Source organism: Allobosea sp. Tri-44 (assembly GCF_004123845.1).
GTDB lineage: Bacteria > Pseudomonadota > Alphaproteobacteria > Rhizobiales > Beijerinckiaceae > Allobosea.
In genome coordinates this window covers 1-20397 of record NZ_NBDP01000070.1, presented here as the reverse complement: position 1 = coordinate 20397, position 20397 = coordinate 1, and the positions used below count along the sequence as shown (strand labels likewise).

Genomic DNA, 20397 nt, shown 5'->3' with positions numbered 1-20397 from the left:
CCGCTAGTATGGACCCCCGTTATCCGCTTACCCCTGATGGTCGCTATTTCCTTGTCGCTGGACGGCTCTGGCGAGCAACTGATCCGTCGATCCCCGAAGCGCGCAGGCAGGATTTGGTACGGGATTTGATGGGAGCCAGGCGTGCGGTGAAGAACCGCGACCTCAAAACGTCGAGCCTGAAAGCGAAACGTCGCACCCCTCGCTGGGCTGAGAGCCATGGAACGAAGGGCGTAGCGGGCGGTTGCGATCCTAACGCGAAATGTGCCGAGCCCGTCGGCGAGGCACATCCGAACCAGGGAGATCGCAATGCTGATCCAATCACATACTGAATACGCGGCGAAAGCCGAGCGCGCCAACGCCCTTAGCGATGCGCCGGAAGGTTCATCCGCAGCAGAAGAACTGAAGAACTTGATCGCTGCGCTTCGCCAGTGGGACGAGGATCACGCCGGCGAAAACATGCATGGACCAGAGGCCAATCCCCTACCGGGGACAAACCGCAGCCCCGATGATCTTCCGATCGCGGGTTTGCCGGGAAATCTCGGCAAACTGCATCTCGACTAATGAGCAAGGCGAGATGGTGATCAGCTTTCGCGAGCGCATTTCTCGCGCCGATCCGGGACGAACCTACCTAGCTGACAATCCTCCATTTATGGGAACATCTGGGGCAGCCTGCCGTTGTGATTAGCAGCCTCACGGCGCCTTCAAAAAATGGGGTTAATCATGAAACGTGGGATTCTCACGATGGCTTTGTGCGCCCTGATTCCGGTCGGCGGCCTTGCACAGACGAGCACTACTTCGCCAACGCCTGCGCCGAATGCGCCCGCCGATGCGAACGCTCCGCTTCCCGGCGCGAATAGCTTCACCGAGGGGCAGGCTAAAAGCCGCCTGGAGGCGAACGGCTACACCAACGTCGGCGAGCTCAAGAAGGACGACAACGGTGTCTGGAAGGGCACCGCCACACATTCGGGCGCGCAGGTGACCGTCTCAGTCGATTACCGCGGCAACATCACCCGTAATTGAAAAGGAGAGTCAAATGACCCGCACAATCACCCGCGCCTATGACGACTACGCGTCCGCCCAGGGCGTCGTGAATCAGCTCGAGGCCGCTGGCGTCGCGAGTTCAGAAATCAGCCTGTTGGGACGTCAGGAAAATGCCGACGACGACAGTAACGCCGGCGAAGGCGCGGGCATCGGCGCCGCGGTCGGTGGCGCCGCCGGTTTGCTCGCCGGATTGGGCCTCCTTGCCATCCCTGGAGTTGGGCCCGTGGTTGCCGCCGGTTGGCTGGCTTCGACGCTGGCTGGAGCGGCGGCTGGCGGCGCGACGGGTGGGATCATCGGTGCGATGACCAGCGCCGGAGAGGACGAGGACAGCGCGCATTACTATGCCGAGACCGTTCGCAGAGGCGGCTCTGTCGTTTCTGTCCGGGCTGAAGATAGCCGGGCGGCGGAAGTCGAAGCCATCATGGACGGTGCAACACCGATCGACCGTGAGGCTCGTCTAGCAGAATACCGACAGAGCGGGTGGAGCCGCTTCGATGAGACTGCCGCGCCGTACCGATACGGCGCCGTTTGAGCTAACTCCAAGATCGGCGCTCCCCACAGCGCCGTGCCTCTCGCCGGTGGCTACCCACCGGCCCTTCAGCTCCATCGGCGAGAGGCCGAGATTTATGCGTTCCGGCTTTCGCGAACGCCATCTTCAACCCGTCGGACTCTATGCGCCCGAAAATAAAAAAGGCACCAACCTGCCCAAACGTATGTCCGGCAGCTTCATGTGCATTTCATTAGATAAGCCGCAACTATCGTAAGGGAGGCGCGTTGAATTCTAATCCATCAAAGAGTTTGCTCATGCCACTAGTTGTCCTTGTTGTTGAAGACGATGCAATTGTCGCATGGATACCGCCTCAATTATTGAGGAGGCCGGCTTCGAGGCGATCGAAGCTGAAATGCCGATGAAGCGATCGTCCTCCTGGAGGCCCGGGCAGATATCAAAGTTGTCTTCACCGACATTGAGATGCCTGGGTCCATGAACGGTTTGAAGCTTGCGTTCGCAGTGCGAGACCGATGGCCGCCGATACTGATTATCATCGCGTCGGGTCGCATCAGGCCTGATCCACATGAGATGCCCGCCGCCGTTACGTTTTTGCGCAAGCCGTACAGTGCGACCGCCGTTCTTGAGGCTGTTCGGCATGCCGCCTAGGCCGCCAGTTTCGACGTCTTCATCTTGAGGGTAACGATGACACCCTCGGCTGACCAGTTATAGTTAATCGACCCGCCGAGCTGGCCCGAGATGCTGCGCACGACCAGGCGGCTGCCATAGCCACCTGCACCGTTAATGGGTTCGACGCTGGGGCCTCCGCGCTCAATCCAGACGATCTTCACGTCCTCGTCGTCGAGGCTGCCAGCGACATCAAGCGTTCCAACATCGGCAGAGAGCGCACCATATTTCAGCGAGTTCGTCGCAAGTTCATGGATGATAAGAGCTAGCGTCGTTGCGGCCAACTCGCCGACACCCATACGCGGAACGGCTACGCGGATTCTGCCGCTAAAGGCGCCGGTATCTTCATAGGGGGAGAGTAGGATCGAGAGGAGGTCGCCAAGTAACGCCGCCTGGCCTTGATGGCCGGGAAGAGGCCGAATCGTGGGCCCGTCCAAGAGCCGCCAGACGGCCCGTCAGCTCGATGGCCATCTCCTTGGCCGTCGTGGTCGAGCGGGACGAGATCTGAGTTAGTCCCGACGCGATAGCGAGCAAGTTTTTGACGCGATGGCTCATCTCCCCGGCAAGAAGTTCGTGGCCTTCCTCAGCCTGCTTGCGCCCCGTTACATCAAGGAAGATGCCGTACGCCAAACGATCGTGCAGCCCCGAGTCATCACCGATCCCGCGGGCTGAAATCCAGCGGATCTCGTCGCCGATGATAATGCGGAAGTCGATCTCGTAGGCACCGACGATGGCTCGGGTCGCCGTGAAGGCCGCCCTGACCCTATCCCGGTCCGCGGGGTGGATGCGGGCGGACAGGTCTTCAAATTTGACGTCGTCGCTTTGGTGTACGGCCCACAGCTGGAAGCCCCGCTCATCCATGGCGAACGCGTCGGTTTCGACGTTCCAAGACCACAACGCAACGCCCGCGGCGCTGATCGCGCGGCGCAGACTTGTTGCGCTCCAGGCGCTTGGGTTCGATTCGGGCATCGGCGCACTCGGGCGAGATCAAAGCGGCGGCAAATGCCATCCACTATAGAACAAGGTGGATTTTGACCGAGGCACTCGGGAGATGGTCGCATCGGGTAAGCGTTCGGCCTGTCGTTTCGATCTCGAACACACAATCGTCGATGAAGCGAACCGGCGTCCCGTCCTCTAGCTCATAGTCGGTTATGCTCAGATTTGGGAACGGCCGATAGACGATGACCGTGTACTCGGTACCGCCTTCATCCTGGCAGTACTCACGGTAAAGCTCGCGGCAGGCGGAGCTCGCGCCGCTTGGGATCTTGGGGTTCATCAACGGCCTCGTCCTTGCACATGCATCTCCAACGCAAACGTCCCCAGCTTGCCATCTGCGACCGCTCAGTCCTTTTTGGTGGGCCGCCCAGGGTCGAGGGCGCTGGAAGATTCTGAAGGCTTCCGCTCGCCTTTGGAGCTGCGCGGCTTCGGTCCATCCTTGTTAACCGGCTCGCTAGCTGTCGGTGTGCCGGATCCGGGGCGCGGCCGACTATCCGAGGCTCTACGCGGCTGGCCGACCGTATCGTCGTGCTCTGGCTTGCGACCGCTCATGGCATCCTCCCTGGTTGCCTTGTCTCCGTGAGTCCGCGGGTTTAATGCCGGCCGCACGGGAAGGTTCCTAACCCTGTTGGATATGTCGCGTTCTGGCCGGAACACAGCGGCGAGCGAAAGGTTGCGCTCAGACAGCAACTAGTGAGAACCATCATGCCCAGCACCCCAGAGGTCGGCTTTGCCGGACGTGCCATATTGAATTCCGACGATTGCCTGATCGCAGAGGCGCGGATCGCCAAGCTGGCTATCGCGCCCGACGGCTCGGACGAGGAGGCCGAGAGAGTCGGCCTGATCGATGCCGTCAACGCCTATCGGCTGAAGCAGGATACTCCCGCGACCGCAGCCATGACCAATCCAATCAGCTCGCTGGAGCAGTATGAGGAGGCGACACAAAGAGTGGAGGAGCTCGCCAATTATGCCGAGGGTACGCCGCAGGCTGACGAGCTCGGTAGACTGGTTGCCGATATCCGAGCCTGGGAGGAAGCGAAGCAGGACAACGCGTCGCGGAGGCAATGAGGACTGCTCCCTGAAGCTTCCTACGACTTCGACAATCGCCGCACGTTGGCGCGAACCTTGCGCCGGTAGGCTTTAACGACAGAGCTAGGGTGGGCGCCACCCATCAACTTGCCGGCAGCTTGCATTGCAGCCGACAGCTTTTCGTCGACCATCAGCTTGGCTTCTCGATCGGCTGCCCGGCCGCCGGTGGACAGCTTGATCGTGCGCAACCAGATCGCCTGCTGCGTTTCAAAGGCGAGCATCGACAGATCGAAGAACATGTTGGACATGCGTGTTGGACCCCATGGGTGGGCATGACGTGGGTGGTCCAAGGTGCCCAGGGGCGTGCGCTGGGCACCTCGGCGATCGGCCTAGCGAGATGCTTTGTAGAGCTTGGTCGCGATCTCGAACATTTCCTCGGGCGCATAGTCCGGGGTGAAGGCGGACGGGACGCCGGTGAACTGATGGATCTTGCCACCTTCCGGCATGCCCTCCACGACCTCGAGCTCGCCTGGCGGATCACCGGGCAAGGCCTTCTCTCCGTTACCCCAAATGCCGGACATCTCTTTGTAGTCGGAGGGACTGAAGGTGTAGAGGCGCCGGTGTGAGCCCTCGTCGAGGTACTTTTGGCACTCCGGGATCTTGTCGAGATTGATATTCGGCGTCGGTAGCATCTTCTCGATCTCGACGCCGGTGATCTGCTTCAGCGCCAGTGCATAGGCATGGGCGTGAACCGAGCCGCGGACCAGGAGATAGCCGCACACCTCGCGGCCTGTCGGGTCCGTCAGTGTCTCGTAGACCCGGAGCTTGTGCAGGCGAGCGCCGCATTCGAGGTGGAAGTTATGCAGCAGGTCGGTCACGACATTGCCGGTCGTCGTGATGAAGTCGTTGTTCCAGGAGACGCCATTGCCGTTGACTGGCGTTGCACCGCCGGCGTTCGACAGGAAGGCCGATGCCAGGCGGATGTCCTGCATGGCGTTGTAGGGCGCGCCGGAGATATCGCCGCCGTCGCCCTCGTCGCCGCCCGGCTTGTCGGGCCCGTTGTTGAGCATGGCAACGCCGTTGCTGACCAGCTCGACATGGCCGAGCTCCTCGGCGGTGATGCTTGCCACGAGATTGTAGAAGGGGCGCAGCTTGTCCTTGCTGCGGAAGTTGAAGCTCTGGAACATGTAGTTCCCGAGGGTCGACATCTCGCCATACTTCCCGCCGAGCAATTCCTGGAGGGCGGCCGCGGCGTTCTCGTCTTTCTTCTTGGGCGCAGGAATGTCTATCTGCAGCTTGTCGACACGTAAAAACATTGGTCGTCTCCTCATTGGCCCCAGCCGATTTGGAGTGCAAAGGCGGTCGAGGCCTATGGCCGCAGGACGACCTTGATCACGCCGTCCTCCTTGTCGCGGAACTTCTTGTACATGGCGGGCGCGTCTTCGAGGCTGGCCGGATGCGTGACGACGAAGCTGGGATCGATGAGGCCTGCCTCGATCTTGGCAAGCAGCGGCTTCGTATAGGCCTGGACGTGGGTCTGGCCCATTTTGAAGGTCAGGCCCTTGTTCATTGCCGCGCCGATCGGAAGCTTGTCGGCCATGCCGACATAGACGCCGGGGATGGAAATGGTTCCGCCCTTGCGGCAGCACATGATCGCTTCCCGCAGCACATGCATGCGGTCGGTTGCGAGGAAGGTAGCAGCCTTCACCTTGTCGAGGATGGCATCCGCCGCACCGTGTCCCGAGGCCTCGCAGCCGACCGCGTCGATGCAGCTGTCGGGACCGCGGCCATTGGTCAGCGCCATGAGCTGGTCGTAGACGTCGGTCTTCGAGAAATCGATCGTCTCGGCGCCGCCCGCTTCGGCCATTGCCAGCCGCTCCGGGACTTCGTCGATGGCGATGACGCGGCCAGCGCCGAGCATGAAGGCCGAGCGGATCGCGAACTGGCCAACCGGTCCGCAGCCCCAGATCGCGACGAAATCGCCGTCCTGGATCTGCGCGTTCTCTGCGGCCATGTAGCCCGTGGGAAAGATGTCGGAGAGGAACAGAGCCTGTTCGTCGCTGACGCTGTCGGGCACCTTGATCGGCCCGACATCGGCCATCGGGACACGCAGATACTCGGCCTGGCCGCCACTATAGCCGCCCAGCATATGGCTGAAACCGAAGAGGCCTGCCGGCGATTGTCCCATCGCCTTCGCCGCCATCTTGGCGTTCGGATTGGTGCGGTCGCAGGCTGAGAACATGCCCTTCTTGCAGAACCAGCAATCGCCGCAGCTGATGGTGAACGGCACAACGACGCGGTCGCCGATGCGCAGATTAGTCACCTCTGCGCCGAGTTCGACGACCTCGCCCATATTCTCGTGACCGAGAATGTCACCGCTCTCCATCGTTGGCTGATAGCCGTCGAGGAGATGCAGATCGGAGCCGCAGATCGCGCAGCAGGTGATCTTGATGATCGCATCACGGGGATGCTGGAGTTGCGGGTCAGGCACGGTGTCGACCCGAACGTCGCCTTTTCCATGCCAACAGAGCGCACGCATGCGTCGTCCTCCGAAGCGGGTTGAAGAACCCCACCGCGCGTCGGAGGCTGACGACCTGCTCGCAACGTCGAGCATCTCCACCCAACAAAGGGGGCGTCGAACTGTTCCGCTGCAGGGCGGCTTTATCCCTGATCAGCAATTGGCAGCAGATGCAGAGACAATTTAGGCGTGCGGAAGCCTGACACAGCACAACCGGCTGCTGGGTACCAAGATGGCACGATCCGTTCGCCACTCCGAACGGTGAGGAACGACAGGCCAGCGCGTCTAAAAGGTTTCTAAGCCGGGCCCGCTAGTCCGTTGGCGCCCGCCCGCGGCTTATTTTGGGACTACTGCGCTGGGAGCATGTGCGCGTGCCAACTATCCATTTTCGCGAGTGCAGATTGCAATTCGACCAAGGTCAACGGGTCGAACAGGAGGTCGACATCCGTTGAGCCCTCGATTGCGAGCTTGATAATCGCCCCTTCGGCCGGGTCGTCGCTGATGACGACATTGATCACGTCAAGCACTGTCGCCGGTGTGCTGGGCTTTCCTGGCATATCCGGCCTGGCCTCGCGTACTAGTGCGGCACCGGTCGCCGCGGGGATAATTTGGACCCGCGCAAGAGGCGGCAGGTCGATCCGTTGAAAACGCACAACTGAAAACTCGGTTTCCCGGAACCGATCATTACTGCCTTCCGTTCTGTGAGAGTGGAGCTCGGCCGAGGGAGTGCGACATGCCGATATATCGTGTTTCGACCGAAGACGGAGAGAAATTCGAGCCTGGCGACGAGATGGAGTTCGCAAACGATAAGGCAGCCTCGGATAATGCTCAGCGGGCACTAGCTGACATGGCTCACGAGCAGTTGCCGAATGGATCGCACCTCAAAATGAAGGTGGCGGTGCAGAACGAAGCGGAGGACATTGTTTATCAGGCCTCCCTCGAGTTCCGAGGCGAGACGGCCGAGGATATGAAGACAGAGGCGGCGAAGGCGGCAAGGAAATCGAAGAATTAATTTGTGCCACCCGCGTTAGGGAGCGGCGGACAATCGGCTATTGTTCGCATGTCGCGTCCAGCGCTGTTTGCCTCAGGCATGGGCGGCTCCGCTGGCGCGGAGGTCGGCTTTTTTTCGATGAGCTGCGACGAACCGGACGTCGAAGAACCGGCCCATTATCCTGCTCCGAACTTCCGTTCGCAAGGTCGGAACGTTTCTCCCATCCGCTCAAGGTCGGCCTTCAAGGAGTTAGCTCCGGCCTGACCGCGAATAGCGGCGAGCGGCCTGCCGTCGCGCCCATCCTCCGCATTGCCCGAACCGTTCAGAAAGCGGAGGCGCTGAGCTGCACACATACGGAGCAGAGTGTCTACTTCGCATTGGCGCGCCCATTCGCTCGACCAGGTCGATACCTCTCGGCCGGCAAGATGTGAAAACACCAGAGAGGCTGCGGCGCGGTAGACAATGTGAACATTTATCGTCGTCGGTTCGCGTCACCCGGTACACCACAAGGAAGTAGGCGACTAGCGCCTCGACGACGGCAGCGATGGTTGCAAGCGTGCGCATGGTCTTTCCACGGCTGCGCGACGGATCTTATCGAAACGAGGCGATCCCGATGGCGCCGAGGATCGCGGCGATGAGCAAACTCCAGATCAAAAGGGCTTCCATCACGGGCACCGCGTCAACTGCTTGCCCGTTGCTTCGATCTCGAACAGGCAATCGTCGACGAACTCCACCCGGCTGCCGTCCTCGAGCTCATACCGCGTGACGTTCAAGTTGGGGAAAGGCCGATAGACGACGACTGTGTAGCGATTGCCGTCCTCGTCCTGGCAAAGCTCCTGATAGAGCTCTTTGCGGTCGTAAGCCGGGCTACCGACGACCTTGTCGCTGAGCCCGGCGTGCTTTCGCTGGGTACGCATAGCAACCTCCCACGCAACTGTATTGCTGACCGCAATCCCCAGTGCCGGCAAAGGTTCCTTGGTTCCGACCGGAACTTCCTAATCTCAAACTGGTTGGTGATCTGCGCCACGCCCATCCGCGCCAAAGCCTTGCAGCTGCCTCGATGGGAAGGAGTCCAAGAATGGACGAGGCCCGCATCGAACATATCGCCAGAGCACTTTGCCGAGCTGCCAGGATTTGATCCTAACGCTCCCGTGCAAGCTGGTGGCGATGTCCCTTTTTCCACTCCGCAGCGCCCGGCGTTATCGGGAAGCCGGCTTGGTACCGATTTTTGCCGGCGGCGAAGGGCTATTGCGAGGCGCGCGATTTCCTCTCAATCGATCACTCGTCGACCGCCAGGGTCTGAGCGTTCGCCTGCTTTGCGTCTGCATGTTGCGTTCCATGGTGTGCGAGTATGGCGAGGCAGTCGCGTCGTGTCCTGACGGCTATGCCAGCTGAAGAAGCTGTTCATCGCGCGCCTGTCAAAGCTCGACCCGGCGCGCTGCTCGCGCCGAGGCTGACCAAGCGGCAGTCTACCGCATTGGGTGAGGTAGCGGTGGACGAGCTCGATTATGCGTGTTGCGGGACAGTGGATGAGCAGATTCGCTCTTTGCGCACTGCTGCAGCAAGGTGTCGCTTGGCGACGGCCACCAGCGATGTGGATCTGTCCGAAACGCTATCGGCCATGGCCGACGAGTACGAGGCAACAGCCGAGGCGCTCATCAATTGGATTGCCGCGCCTGGGGACGAACGTCGTCCCGCGCGAAATGGCCCATGAGGCGACGATTTCCACGCTGAGCTAACAGGCGGCGAACCTCAGCGCGGCCCGTTCGTTTGTCCAGCCCCGACGCCGCCCGCCTGAGCGCCATTGAGCAAGGTTTCGTAGACCCCTTCGGGGATGCCGAGGCGGCGTGGGTGGGGCACGCCGCCGACGGGTTGCCTAATAGGTCGTCAGCAGCGCGGGGCAACTCCAAGGCTGTATCGAGCGGGATTGTTCTAGGGCGGTGGAACAGCGGGCCGAGCGCATCGTTTGATCCCCATCAGTGTGGGTCGCTGCGTACTGGCTCAGCTCAATGACGAGGGGTTCATCCATGGTAAACGGGTTCAGGGCGATGTCTAAGAGCGTCGACGAGCGCGGGGAAACTGCATCCGACGAATCCACGGACGGGCACACAGCTGATCGCCTTAAGGCGTACGGAGTTGATACCGACGTGATGGCGGAGGCTGCCACGGAGCGCGTGAGTGAACTTCAGCAGTTGATAATGGACGAGGTTCGCGCCCGTCCCTTACGCGCCCTTGCATGGGCGGCCGCTGCGGGCGTGGTTTTCGGTTTCTGGGCGGCGAAATAGGTCGTGGGCGGGTTGCTGGTTTATTTCGCCGCGCGCGCAACGGCAGCTCTAAAGCGGGCTGCTGTCACCTACAGCTTGATGGCCTTTAGTGGGCTGATCACAGTCTTCGCTTTGGGGTACGCGCTTAATGCTGGCTACACGGCGCTGATGTTCCGATACGGCGCGATTGCAGCCAGTTTCTCAATAGCGGGCATCTTGCTTCTGGCGGCCGCAATTTTCCTGGTTGCAGCGCTAATCGTCAGGAGACGGCCTACGGCGCCACCGGCCTCGTCGAACATGCAATTTTCGCATCTCTATGCCGCGCGTCGAACGGGATCGCCCGTGCTTGCTCTGGGCGCAGGGCTGGCAGGGGCCGCCACTGTGGCTGCGGCAATAATTGGCTTCAGAAGGCGCGCACGTTCAAACGAGCTGGATACATAGGGCGGGGACTGTCGGCTCGAAATCGAGGATCGAGCCGTTGTAGCCTGACGCGGCGCGTACTCATGCACGCTCGTGGGCGCGTTCCGCTTCACCAAGACACGTCGCGTTCCATTCCCCGCCGACGAGCTGCCCGCGGATCGGGCGAAGGATTAAGCAACGGGGATTTCCAGCGAGCGCCACTCAGCAACTTGCGGACGGGAGATCGGGCATCAGTGTTCCCGACGCTCAGAGGAACCTGTTAAAACCCCATCATTTCCGACGTAGCCATTGTCGCAGTCGAGCCCATTGGTCAGCTCCGAATAATGTGAACCGCGCAACGGGATGCTGGAGGAAAGGTATATCGGCGGCCAGCAAGAGAAGGCCGAGTGGCAACATCCAAATGCCCAGGCCAGGCAGAATTGCAAAGACGCCACCAACCATCAGAAGCAAGCCAGCGGGTATGCGGACCCATCGGGAGGCTGGGTGACGGAGCCATCTTAGCGTTGACCCGACCTAGAGGGGCACTTCCCGCTCAAAGCGCTTGAATGCTTGTCGTAAAGCCTGCCTGCCGTCGAGCATGGCCTTGCTCCAATACCGCCGGAACTAGTGAATGTAGCGGGCGGCCGACTGCGGCGACCCGCTACACCAAGCGGTTGCTTAACCGCAGATGCGCGTGCGCCTGATGACGACCTCACCAAACCGGTTAACTCGGCGCTTTTCCACCATCCGACAGTCACGGTAGCGGCTGCGCACCGCCCGCCGCTCCTCATATCCTCGCCGATCCCGATATCGAGGGCCGTCGTAGCCCGGGCGGTCAATGCGCGTTTCGATCCGCACCTGTGACTGCGCGGGGGCGGTGAGAAGTGCTGCCGATGCGATGCCGGCAGCCAATAGAATTGTCCGAAACATACCGTCTTCCTTTTTGTCATGGGCGGAAACATTCGGAGCCCACCCCGTTTGGGATGGGCTCCGACCTTTGATCATTCGATGATCTGAACGATCTTGCGCGACTTCGGCTCGACCAGGACGGTCTGGTCATTGACGACCGTGTAGCGATACTCGGTCTTGCCGTAGCGTGCGGGCACCTCGTGGTAGGTCACCGTCGTCGGCAAAGTTGCACCGACAACGACCTTTTCCCGATATGTGACCGAAGGCACCTTTTGCTCCCTCACATAGGTGCGAAATTCGGTCCGCTGATCCGCGGTGATACCGCCGACCACCGCGCCAACCGCAGCGCCACCGACCGCGCCTACAGCTGCACCGGCGGGCCCACCGACGATTGCCCCTCCGACAGCACCGGTGCCTGCACCGGCGGCAGCGCCTCCAGCGGCACCCGAGTTCGACTGCGAGAACGCCGTCGCCGGGACAACGGCGAGCGCAGCAATAATAACGAGGTTCTTGATCATAGCTCTTCTCCCTGCATGGCCCCTGCCACAGGACTAAACGGCCACTTGGATCGCAGGTTCCATGAATAGTTATTCATAATTACTGCGTTTTTTCAGTATTAACGCCTATTCATCTCGCTGAGGGGACGGCGTCTTTCAAGTTTTGATAACACCAGCGGTCTGAGCGTCATTTCTTTGAGATGGGCCGCCGCATCCTGTTGCTAAATCGACCGACGCCACTGCGGCGTGGTTGGCGGCTGATATCCTCAGCGGCCGTATCGCACGCATGTTGCCGCCCGACGTGATGCAGCAGCGGTCACCTTTAGGGCCAACGGAGACCCCGGCGTTGCTACATGCGCACGAGCCAGGCAGCCCTAAGCAAACATTCCCAGCGACGAGCGCTACCTGGTGAAAAAACGCGCTCCGTCGGCTTCGGCCGGCGGGGCTTTTTTTATTGCGGCCTGGTTCGCGCTCGCAGAATCTCTTCCATGCGATCCAAGTCGGCTTTCAATGTGGCGGCGCCAGCTGCACCCCGGATCGCTTCGAGCGGCCTGCCATCGCGCCCGTCTTCCGGCCTGCCGGAGCCGTTCAGGAACCGTAGCCGTTGACCCGCCGGCATGGCGAGCAGCGTGTCCACTTCGCATTGCCGTGCCCATTCACTCGACCAGGTCGAGACCTCCCGGCCAGCTAGATGCGAAAAGACGACCAGGGCGGTGGCGCGGTGGGATGTCATGATTATTTGTCGTCGTTAGTTCGCGGCACCCGGTATACCACGACGAAATATGCGACTAGCACTGCGATGACGGCGCCGATGGTCGCAATTGTGCTCATGGTTATCTCGACGGCTGTGCGAAGGGGTCCTATCGAAACGAGGCGATCCCGATGGCGCTAAGGATCGCGACAACGAGCAAACCCCATATCACGAGCGCTTGCATCAGATGCACCGCGTCAACGTTTGTCCGGTCGACTCAATCTCGAACAGGCAGTCGTTGATGAAGCGCACCGGCGTGCCGTCTTCAAGCTCGTAACGCGTCACGTTCAAATCGGCGAAGGGGCGATAGATAATGACCATGTAGCGCTTGCCGTCCTGGTCCTGGCACAGCTCGCGGTGGAATACTTGGGGTTGTAAGCGGGTCTGCTGACGATTTTTTCGCTGAGCCTGGCGTGCTTATATTGCCTCTAAGTTGCGGCGTCCGTGGGAGATTCCGTGCACGCTCCGGAGCCGCCAGTCATTTTAGCTGACTGTCCTTGCTCCCGCGTAGATTGATGCCGCCGAATTCAGGGCGCCGGTCAATTCGGGACTCGCAATCGACGCACATGCAAGCCCCAGGCATCGCCATGCGCCTAGTCTCTGATATCTCCTTGCCGCAAATCTGCCGGCGCCCGGACTGTCAGGAAGCCTAGCGCGCACCAGGCCCACCGCGTCCGGTGACGGAGTGGTCGATCTGATCCTGAACTGTCTCATCGGGAGCTCAGAAGACTGTGGGTGCCGCAGCCTCGTGTAGCGGCTTGCCCTGCAATGGTCCGCTCATGGGATTGTTCAGCACGATGCGTTCAAATGCCGTGGCCGGAGAAAAGCGGAGCGCCAGAGGAACCGACTAACGACTAGCCGGTTCTTTGGCTCGGCGCTCGGGTACCCTTGCGCCAAGCCTCTCGCCGGCTATCGGCGTCGCGTCCTCCGTCGGCGAGAGGCAGCCCTCCGGGAGCCGGCGTAGCTCGAAATGCATCCGGCGGAGAAGCCTGGGCCTTTTCCCTTCACCACGGTGTGCTAGCTTAATCTCGGCGCCCCCAACCCAGCGCCATGCCTCTCGCTGATCCAGTCGCTCCCCAGCACGCGTCGGCGAGAGGCTTCTATTTCAGCCCCGTCGGCTCGCGCCGGCGGAGCTTCTTCGTTCAGGAACAAGTTTGCATCGCTGCGGTTTCCTGGCGCGGTGGCCTAACCTGTTCTAGATTAGGAAGATTCCTATGCGCAGCGTGCTCGTCACGTCGATCTTCTGCGCCTTGTTTTAACTGCCGCGCTCGCGCAGACCTCGACAACTTCGCCGAACGCGCCGGCAGATGCCAACGCGCCTCTTCCGGCCCGAACAGCTTCACCGAAGGCCAGCCAAGAGCTGACGGAGGGATATCTTCGCACTGGTGGGGGAGGCTCGCCAACAAACGGTCAATCTCGCCGGCAAATCGATGGATTATTCGAATGCCTGATTCAGATCGGGCCGCGCACGGCGGAAACCTTTTGGGTTGGATGCCGACTTTAGTCGAGGTGGCGGAACTAACCGCTGAGCCGCGCATTCTGGGTCGTTAGCTCAAAAAATCAGGAATGCGAGCTTGTACATTTCACTGGCTACTGCAGAAGAAGCCCTAGCGACGATCGTTCGCATAGCTCCCGGCCGCGACGAGGTCATACAGGCAGCCATCGAGGCCCTTTCCGCCCCAGTCTATCTGACCGACGTCGAAGGCGTCGTGAGTCATTTTAATAAGGCGGGCATCAATTGTGCCGGCCGCCGGCCCGTCCCCGGACGAGACCGGTGGTGCGTCACGTGGAAGCTCTACACCACCGATGGCGAGTTTCTCTCGCATGCAAGCTGTCCGATGGCACTCGCAATAAAGCGGCAACAGCCGATCCGCGGCCTTTCGGCTATTGCCGAGCGGCCTGATCGGACGCGGGTCCGCTTCACACCTTTCCCTACGCCGATCTTCAACGGCGGAGCGCTAGCTGGGGCCGTCAATATGATGATCGATACTACCGATCTGCGACAGGTCGAGGCGCTGCGCGAGCAGGCGAGACGGTGCCGCCGCTTGGCCAACGAAGAGCCCACGACCGCCGACATTCTGAGAGCGATGGCTGACGACTACGACGCCAAGGCGATTGAGCTCGAACAGGCGAAGCGGCACTAGGGTTTGCCTCTAGCTGAGGTCTCGCACGGACTGCCTTGTTTTTGTAAGTGCACTTTGCCACCTCGTCTCTTTCTTCATGGGCGACGAACGATCTTCGCTAGATAAGCCTTGTCTTGAATTCTGACTGCTCGGTTTGCGCTAACCAGCCTTTGATGTGTCGAAAAGTGCGACTTTGTCCGCGCCTGTAGCTGCACAAGTTTTCTGTCGAGTTTCACCCCGAGCGTCGGTAGCGTTGTGAATTGAGGGCTTTTCGCAAAGCCAGATGGAGCCGGCCCATGAGCGAGACGCGTGCTGCTTCAAAGGTGAAATCAAACGAGCGTACGCCAAAGAAGCACGATACGTCGGCAGCAGTCAGCGACGGCCTGGCGATGATAACAGCCGCCGATGGATCGGCTCTCGATCTGAACGAACTGTTGGGCGCCCTGCAAGCGATGCGTCAGGGCGCATTCGACGTCAGGCTACCCGGCAATCAGACGGGACTCGCCGGGAAGATCGCCGACACCTTTAACGACATCGTCGCCGCCAACGAGCGTATGGCCGATCAGCTCGAGCATGTTGGCCAGGTCGTCGGTCGAGACGGCAAGACGCGCACGAGGGTCCGCTTCGGCCTATCTGGTGGCGCCTGGTCGGACATGGAGGGGTCAGTCAATACGTTGATTGACGATCTGTTGTGGCCGACCACCGCCGTTACGCGGACGATCACCGCGGTGGCCAAGGGCGATCTCCTCCAGACCATGCCGCTCGATGTCGACGGCCGGCCGCTCCAGGGCGAGTTTTTGCGCTCCGCCACCATCGTCAACACGATGATCAAGCAGCTCAGCGTCTTCACCTCCGAGGTTACGCGCGTGGCGCGCGAAGTCGGCACCGACGGCAAGCTCGGCGGGCAGGCGCAGGTCAGCGAGGTGACAGGCGTCTGGAAAGACTTGACCGAGAGCGTCAATTCCATGGCCTCGAACCTGACGGCGCAGGTCCGCAATCTCGCCGAGGTGACGATCGCCGTCGCCAATGGCGACCTGTCCAAGAAGATCACCGTCGACGTCCGTGGTGAGATTCTGCAGCTGAAGGAAGCCATCAATACTATGGTGGATCAGCTGCGCTCCTTTGCCTCCGAAGTGACGCGCGTCGCCCGCGAGGTCGGCACGGAAGGCAAGCTCGGCGGCCAGGCGCTGGTACCCGGCGTCGCCGGCACCTGGAAGGATCTGACTGACTCCGTCAACGCCATGTGCGGCAATCTTACCGCGCAGGTTCGCAACATTGCGCAGGTCACCACGGCGGTGGCGCGCGGCGACTTGTCCCGCAAGATTACCGTGAACGTTTCCGGCGAGATTCTTGAGCTGAAGGAGACCATCAATACGATGGTCGATCAGCTCAACGGCTTCGCCGGGGAGGTGACACGCGTGGCCCGCGAGGTTGGCACCGAGGGTCGCCTCGGCGGCCAGGCGCAGGTGCCCGGCGTCGCCGGCACCTGGAAGGATCTCACCGATAACGTCAACTCGATGGCATCGAACTTGACCGCTCAGGTCCGCAACATCGCCGAAGTCTCGACCGCGATCGCCAATGGCGACCTTTCCAAGAAGATCACCGTGACGGTTTCCGGCGAGATCCTCGAACTGAAGGAGACCATCAATACGATGGTCGACCAGCTGAATGCTTTCGCCTCCGAGGTGACGCGCGTCGCACGCGAGGTCGGGACGGAAGGCCGCCTCGGTGGCCAGGCCAATGTGCGCGGCGTCGCCGGCACCTGGAAGGACCTGACCGAGAACGTCAACTCTATGGCGGGCAACTTGACGGCCCAGGTCCGCAACATCGCCGAGGTCTCGACCGCCATCGCCAATGGCGACCTGTCGAAGAAGATCACCGTCGACGTGAAGGGCGAGATCCTGCAGCTGAAGGAGACGATCAACACTACGGTCGACCAGCTCAACGCCTTCGCCTCGGAAGTGACGCGCGTCGCGCGCGAGGTCGGCACCGAGGGTAAGCTTGGCGGCCAAGCGCAGCTCAAGGGCGTCGCCGGGACGTGGAAGGACCTGACAGACTCGGTCAACTCGATGGCCTCGAACCTCACCGGCCAAGTGCGCAACATCGCCGAGGTCGCCACCGCCGTGGCGCAGGGCGACCTGTCGAAGAAGATCACCGTCACCGTTTCGGGCGAGATCCTCGAGCTGAAGGAGACCATCAATACGATGGTCGATCAGCTCAACGGCTTCGCTGGCGAAGTCACTCGCGTCGCCCGCGAAGTGGGAACCGAAGGGCGGCTGGGCGGCCAAGCCAACGTGCTCGGCGTGGCCGGCACCTGGAAGGACCTCACGGATTCCGTCAACTCGATGGCTGGAAACCTCACGGCTCAGGTTCGCAACATCGCCGAAGTCTCGACCGCAATCGCCAATGGCGACCTGTCGCGCAAGATCACCGTCGACGTGAAAGGCGAAATCCTTCAGCTGAAGGAAACCCTGAACACGATGGTGGACCAGCTCAACCGCTTCGCCTCCGAGGTAACACGCGTGGCGCGCGAAGTCGGCACCGAGGGCAAGCTAGGCGGCCAGGCCCAAGTGCCGGGCGTCGCGGGCACCTGGAAGGACCTGACCGAGAACGTCAATTCGATGGCCTCGAACCTCACCGGTCAAGTCCGCAACATCGCTGAGGTGACGACAGCGGTCGCCAGAGGCGACCTGTCGCGCAAGATCACGGTGGACGTGAAGGGCGAGATCCTCGAGCTGAAGAACACGATCAATACCATGGTCGACCAGCTCAACGCTTTCGCCGGTGAGGTGACGCGCGTTGCCCGCGAGGTCGGGACCGAGGGCAAGCTCGGCGGACAGGCCCAGGTTTCAGGCGTCGCCGGCACCTGGAAGGACCTCACCGACTCAGTGAATTCGATGGCCGGCAATCTCACGGCTCAGGTTCGCAACATCGCCGAGGTGGCCACCGCCATCGCCAATGGCGACCTGTCGCGCAAGATTACCGTCGATGTTCGCGGCGAAATCCTTTTGCTCAAGGATACGCTCAACACGATGGTCGACCAACTTCGCTCGTTTGCGGGCGAGGTCACGCGCGTTGCGCGTGAGGTCGGCACCGACGGGCGCCTCGGGGGCCAGGCCGTCGTACCAGGCGTCGCTGGCACCTGGAAAGACCTCACCGACAACGTCAATCTGCTGGCGGCGAATCTTACCACCCAGGTCCGCAACATCGCAGAAGTGACGACCGCCGTGGCCCGCGGCGACCTTTCTCGCAAGATTACGGTGGACGTGAAGGGCGAGATTCTCGAGCTGAAAAACACCATCAACACCATGGTGGACCAGCTCAACGCCTTCGCCGGCGAGGTCACGCGTGTCGCCCGCGAGGTCGGCACCGAGGGCAAGCTCGGCGGGCAGGCCCAGGTGCCGGGCGTCGCCGGCACCTGGAAAGACCTGACCGACACGGTCAACGTCATGGCGGCCAACCTGACCGAGCAGGTTCGGGGTATCGTCAAGGTGGTGACTGCGGTCGCCAACGGCGATCTCGAGCAGAACCTCACTGTCGCCTCGAAAGGTGAGGTCGCGGCGCTCGCCGAGACCATCAACAACATGACGAACACGCTCGCGACCTTCGCCGACCAGGTCACCACCGTTGCGCGGGAGGTCGGCGTTGAGGGCCGCCTCGGCGGCCAAGCGAATGTGCCCGGCACGGCTGGCACCTGGAAGGACCTGACTGGCAACGTCAACCTGCTCGCGGCAAACCTCACCACGCAGGTCCGCGCCATCGCAGAGGTCGCCACCGCGGTGACCAAAGGCGACCTGACTCGCTCGATCCAGGTCGAGGCGAGGGGCGAGGTCGCCGAGCTCAAGGACAACATCAACACGATGATCGGAAATTTGCGCCTGACCACGGAGCGCAATACCGAGCAGGATTGGCTGAAGACCAATCTCGCCCGCTTCACCAACATGCTGCAGGGCCAGCGCGACCTCTCGACCGTTGGGCGCATGCTGCTGACGGAATTGGCACCGCTCGTCGGCGCGCAGCACGGCGTCATCTACCAGGTTGAGGCCGACGCAGATCTGGGCAGCTTGCGGCTGCTCTCGACCTATGCCGACGATGCCATTCAGGGCCATCCCGAGCGGCTTGAGATGGGCCAGGGGTTGATTGGCCAATGCGCGCGCGATGCGCGGCGCATTCTCATAACTGACATGCCGAAGAACATCACCCCCATCGGCTCCGGCGTCTTCAAAGCACGACCACGCAACGCAATCGTGCTGCCGGTCCTCTCGGAGGGCCAGGTCAAGGCGGTGATCGAGCTTGCCTCGATCGGCAGCTTCACCGACCTACAGCTGTCTTTCCTCGACCAGCTAACCACCTCCATCGGCATCGTGCTGAACTCGATCGAGGCGACGATGCAGACTGAAGGGCTGTTGAAGCAGTCGCAGCAGCTGGCCGGCGAGTTGCAGACCCAGCAGCGGGAGTTGCAGCAAACCAACGAACAGCTTGAACAGAAGGCGCAGCAGCTCGCCGAGCGCAACGTCGAGGTCGAAGCCAAGAACCAGGAAATCGAGCAGGCTCGCCGGGCGCTTGAGGAGAAGGCGACCGAGCTGGCGCTCACCTCCAAATACAAGTCCGAATTCCTGGCCAACATGTCGCACGAATTGCGGACGCCCCTTAACTCGATCCTCATTCTTGGCCAGCAACTCGGCGAGAACCCGGACGGCAACCTCTCGGGCAAGCAGGTCGAGTTCGCTCGCACCATCCACGGCGCCGGCACCGACTTGCTCAATCTGATCAGCGACATTCTCGATCTCTCGAAAATCGAGTCCGGCACGGTCTCAGTCGACGCCGAAGAAATTTTCTTCAACAGCCTACTCGACGTCATGACCCGGCCGTTCCGGCACGAGGCGGAGAACCGCAAGCTCTCCTTCGAGATGGTGCTGGCGCCGGACCTGGAGCGGAGCATCGTCACGGACTCCAAGCGATTGCAGCAGGTACTGAAGAACCTGCTGTCCAACGCCTTCAAGTTCACCGACCAGGGCGGCGTCAGACTGAGCGTGTCGCCGGTCAAGAGTGGATGGAGTGCCGACAACACCTCACTGACGAATGCACCCGCCGTCGTGGCATTCGAGGTGACGGATACCGGCATAGGCATCCCGCCGGAGAAGCAAAGGATCATTTTCGAGGCGTTCCAGCAGGCAGACGCCTCGACAAGTCGAAAATACGGCGGAACCGGGCTCGGCCTCGCCATCAGCCGCGAATTGGCCAACCTTCTTGGCGGCGAGATTCAGCTGCGGAGCATCCCGAGTATCGGCAGTACTTTTACGCTCTATCTTCCGCTGACGTTTGTCGGCACCTCGCCCACAGCCGTGCGCGCCAGCGAAATGGAGGCGTTGAATGCGGCCGCCGTTTCGATCGCGGCGCTGACAGCCGGACGGCTCGGCGACAAGGCGGCGGAGCAGCTTCAGGACGATCGGCACATCATCACGCCTGGTGACGCTGTGCTGCTGATCGTCGAAGATGATCCCCATTACGCAAGCGTGCTGGTGGATCTCGCCCGCGACAACGGCTTTAAGGTGCTCGTCGCTATGCGCGGCGCGGACGCGCTGGCATTGGCAAGGGAGTATCGGCCGACCGCGGTGTCGCTCGACGTCTTCCTGCCCGATATTCTGGGCTGGACGGTTCTGAGTCAGCTCAAACAAGACCCGTCGACGAGGCATATCCCCGTC

The 20397-nt window shown here is 61.4% G+C and carries 20 protein-coding genes and 2 pseudogenes; 10 read left to right on the top strand and 12 right to left on the bottom strand.

The window, feature by feature from the left end; genetic code table 11:
• The 5 genes and pseudogenes from B6S44_RS29725 to B6S44_RS29040 form a co-directional block, all read left to right on the top strand.
• Window positions 1-329 (top strand): annotated as a pseudogene (locus tag B6S44_RS29725) (hypothetical protein); the annotation flags it as partial.
• The gene (locus tag B6S44_RS29055) at window positions 307-561 is read left to right on the top strand and encodes a hypothetical protein (protein ID WP_129160492.1); all 255 of its coding nucleotides are present in this window, start codon (window positions 307-309) and stop codon (window positions 559-561) included. The pseudogene B6S44_RS29725 and the gene B6S44_RS29055, both read left to right, overlap by 23 nt.
• A gap of 159 nt (window positions 562-720) precedes the next feature.
• Window positions 721-1020 (top strand): PepSY domain-containing protein, encoded by a 300-nt coding sequence (locus B6S44_RS29050; RefSeq protein ID WP_129160491.1) that lies wholly within the window; start codon window positions 721-723, stop codon window positions 1018-1020.
• 13 nt (window positions 1021-1033) lie between these two features.
• On the top strand, window positions 1034-1573 hold the full coding sequence (locus B6S44_RS29045) for a hypothetical protein (RefSeq protein ID WP_129160490.1): 540 nt from the start codon (window positions 1034-1036) through the stop codon (window positions 1571-1573).
• A gap of 384 nt (window positions 1574-1957) precedes the next feature.
• Window positions 1958-2197: a response regulator gene (locus B6S44_RS29040; RefSeq protein ID WP_349236392.1), complete on the top strand. Its 240-nt coding sequence runs from the start codon at window positions 1958-1960 to the stop codon at window positions 2195-2197.
• Here the strand turns inward: B6S44_RS29040 and B6S44_RS29035 are convergent.
• Window positions 2194-3184 (bottom strand): annotated as a pseudogene (locus B6S44_RS29035) (sensor histidine kinase). The gene B6S44_RS29040 and the pseudogene B6S44_RS29035 overlap by 4 nt on opposite strands.
• Before the next feature lie 43 nt (window positions 3185-3227).
• On the bottom strand, window positions 3228-3491 hold the full coding sequence (locus tag B6S44_RS29030) for a hypothetical protein (RefSeq protein WP_129160489.1): 264 nt from the start codon (window positions 3489-3491) through the stop codon (window positions 3228-3230).
• A 425-nt stretch (window positions 3492-3916) separates the two neighbouring features.
• Here B6S44_RS29030 and B6S44_RS29025 point away from each other — a divergent pair, with 425 nt between their 5' ends.
• Complete coding sequence (locus B6S44_RS29025; RefSeq protein WP_129160488.1) at window positions 3917-4279, top strand: hypothetical protein; 363 nt, start codon at window positions 3917-3919, stop codon at window positions 4277-4279.
• Window positions 4280-4299: 20 nt separating this feature from the next.
• Here B6S44_RS29025 and B6S44_RS29020 read toward each other — a convergent pair whose 3' ends face one another.
• From B6S44_RS29020 to B6S44_RS29560, 4 genes are all read right to left on the bottom strand, one after another.
• On the bottom strand, window positions 4300-4548 hold the full coding sequence (locus B6S44_RS29020) for a hypothetical protein (RefSeq protein WP_129160487.1): 249 nt from the start codon (window positions 4546-4548) through the stop codon (window positions 4300-4302).
• An 81-nt stretch (window positions 4549-4629) separates the two neighbouring features.
• On the bottom strand, window positions 4630-5556 hold the full coding sequence (locus B6S44_RS29015; RefSeq protein ID WP_129160486.1) for a manganese catalase family protein: 927 nt from the start codon (window positions 5554-5556) through the stop codon (window positions 4630-4632).
• 53 nt (window positions 5557-5609) lie between these two features.
• Window positions 5610-6779 (bottom strand): zinc-dependent alcohol dehydrogenase, encoded by a 1170-nt coding sequence (locus B6S44_RS29010; protein ID WP_129160484.1) that lies wholly within the window; start codon window positions 6777-6779, stop codon window positions 5610-5612.
• A gap of 326 nt (window positions 6780-7105) precedes the next feature.
• Window positions 7106-7276 (bottom strand): hypothetical protein, encoded by a 171-nt coding sequence (locus B6S44_RS29560; RefSeq protein WP_164986008.1) that lies wholly within the window; start codon window positions 7274-7276, stop codon window positions 7106-7108.
• Window positions 7277-7491: 215 nt separating this feature from the next.
• On the opposite strand from B6S44_RS29560, the gene B6S44_RS29005 reads away from it, so the two are divergent.
• Window positions 7492-7770, top strand: a complete 279-nt coding sequence (locus tag B6S44_RS29005) for a DUF6894 family protein (RefSeq protein WP_129160483.1) — start codon at window positions 7492-7494, stop codon at window positions 7768-7770.
• Window positions 7771-7925: 155 nt separating this feature from the next.
• On the opposite strand, the gene B6S44_RS30235 is transcribed toward B6S44_RS29005, so the two are convergent.
• Both B6S44_RS30235 and B6S44_RS29000 read right to left on the bottom strand, forming a co-directional pair.
• A complete protein-coding gene (locus B6S44_RS30235; RefSeq protein WP_465246150.1) occupies window positions 7926-8186 on the bottom strand; it encodes a DUF7696 family protein in 261 nt (86 codons plus the stop codon).
• Between the two features lie 228 nt (window positions 8187-8414).
• Window positions 8415-8666, bottom strand: a complete 252-nt coding sequence (locus B6S44_RS29000) for a hypothetical protein (protein WP_129160482.1) — start codon at window positions 8664-8666, stop codon at window positions 8415-8417.
• A 575-nt stretch (window positions 8667-9241) separates the two neighbouring features.
• On the opposite strand from B6S44_RS29000, the gene B6S44_RS29720 reads away from it, so the two are divergent.
• Entirely contained in the window at window positions 9242-9463 is a 222-nt protein-coding gene (locus B6S44_RS29720) for a hypothetical protein (RefSeq protein WP_129160481.1), read from the top strand.
• Between the two features lie 1950 nt (window positions 9464-11413).
• Here B6S44_RS29720 and B6S44_RS28985 read toward each other — a convergent pair.
• The 4 genes from B6S44_RS28985 to B6S44_RS30230 form a co-directional block, all read right to left on the bottom strand.
• Complete coding sequence (locus B6S44_RS28985) at window positions 11414-11839, bottom strand: DUF1236 domain-containing protein (RefSeq protein WP_129160480.1); 426 nt, start codon at window positions 11837-11839, stop codon at window positions 11414-11416.
• Between the two features lie 430 nt (window positions 11840-12269).
• On the bottom strand, window positions 12270-12551 hold the full coding sequence (locus B6S44_RS28980) for a DUF7696 family protein (RefSeq protein ID WP_129160479.1): 282 nt from the start codon (window positions 12549-12551) through the stop codon (window positions 12270-12272).
• A 201-nt stretch (window positions 12552-12752) separates the two neighbouring features.
• Window positions 12753-12890 carry a hypothetical protein gene (locus B6S44_RS29555; RefSeq protein ID WP_164986007.1) on the bottom strand — a complete coding sequence of 46 codons (138 nt, stop codon included), beginning with the start codon at window positions 12888-12890 and terminating at the stop codon, window positions 12753-12755.
• A gap of 157 nt (window positions 12891-13047) precedes the next feature.
• Window positions 13048-13176: a TraR/DksA C4-type zinc finger protein gene (locus B6S44_RS30230; protein ID WP_465246151.1), complete on the bottom strand. Its 129-nt coding sequence runs from the start codon at window positions 13174-13176 to the stop codon at window positions 13048-13050.
• 967 nt (window positions 13177-14143) lie between these two features.
• Here B6S44_RS30230 and B6S44_RS28970 point away from each other — a divergent pair.
• Entirely contained in the window at window positions 14144-14713 is a 570-nt protein-coding gene (locus B6S44_RS28970; RefSeq protein ID WP_129160478.1) for a hypothetical protein, read from the top strand.
• A 368-nt stretch (window positions 14714-15081) separates the two neighbouring features.
• Window positions 15082-20397 (top strand): HAMP domain-containing protein (locus tag B6S44_RS28965; protein ID WP_248309819.1); only part of this gene is annotated, 5316 nt, incomplete at its 3' end.

Bases quoted from the DNA above. Each gene is read 5' to 3' on its own strand.
- B6S44_RS29045 (WP_129160490.1), top strand. From the start codon at position 1,034: ATGACCCGCACAATCACCCGCGCCTATGACGACTACGCGTCCGCCCAG.
- B6S44_RS29555 (WP_164986007.1), bottom strand. From the start codon at position 12,890: ATGGTCATTATCTATCGCCCCTTCGCCGATTTGAACGTGACGCGTTAC.
- B6S44_RS28980 (WP_129160479.1), bottom strand. From the start codon at position 12,551: ATGACATCCCACCGCGCCACCGCCCTGGTCGTCTTTTCGCATCTAGCT.
- B6S44_RS29020 (WP_129160487.1), bottom strand. From the start codon at position 4,548: ATGTCCAACATGTTCTTCGATCTGTCGATGCTCGCCTTTGAAACGCAG.
- B6S44_RS29005 (WP_129160483.1), top strand. From the start codon at position 7,492: ATGCCGATATATCGTGTTTCGACCGAAGACGGAGAGAAATTCGAGCCT.
- B6S44_RS29010 (WP_129160484.1), bottom strand. From the start codon at position 6,779: ATGCGTGCGCTCTGTTGGCATGGAAAAGGCGACGTTCGGGTCGACACC.
- B6S44_RS28985 (WP_129160480.1), bottom strand. From the start codon at position 11,839: ATGATCAAGAACCTCGTTATTATTGCTGCGCTCGCCGTTGTCCCGGCG.
- B6S44_RS29000 (WP_129160482.1), bottom strand. From the start codon at position 8,666: ATGCGTACCCAGCGAAAGCACGCCGGGCTCAGCGACAAGGTCGTCGGT.
- B6S44_RS29050 (WP_129160491.1), top strand. From the start codon at position 721: ATGAAACGTGGGATTCTCACGATGGCTTTGTGCGCCCTGATTCCGGTC.
- B6S44_RS29015 (WP_129160486.1), bottom strand. From the start codon at position 5,556: ATGTTTTTACGTGTCGACAAGCTGCAGATAGACATTCCTGCGCCCAAG.
- B6S44_RS29025 (WP_129160488.1), top strand. From the start codon at position 3,917: ATGCCCAGCACCCCAGAGGTCGGCTTTGCCGGACGTGCCATATTGAAT.
- B6S44_RS29055 (WP_129160492.1), top strand. From the start codon at position 307: ATGCTGATCCAATCACATACTGAATACGCGGCGAAAGCCGAGCGCGCC.
- B6S44_RS29030 (WP_129160489.1), bottom strand. From the start codon at position 3,491: ATGAACCCCAAGATCCCAAGCGGCGCGAGCTCCGCCTGCCGCGAGCTT.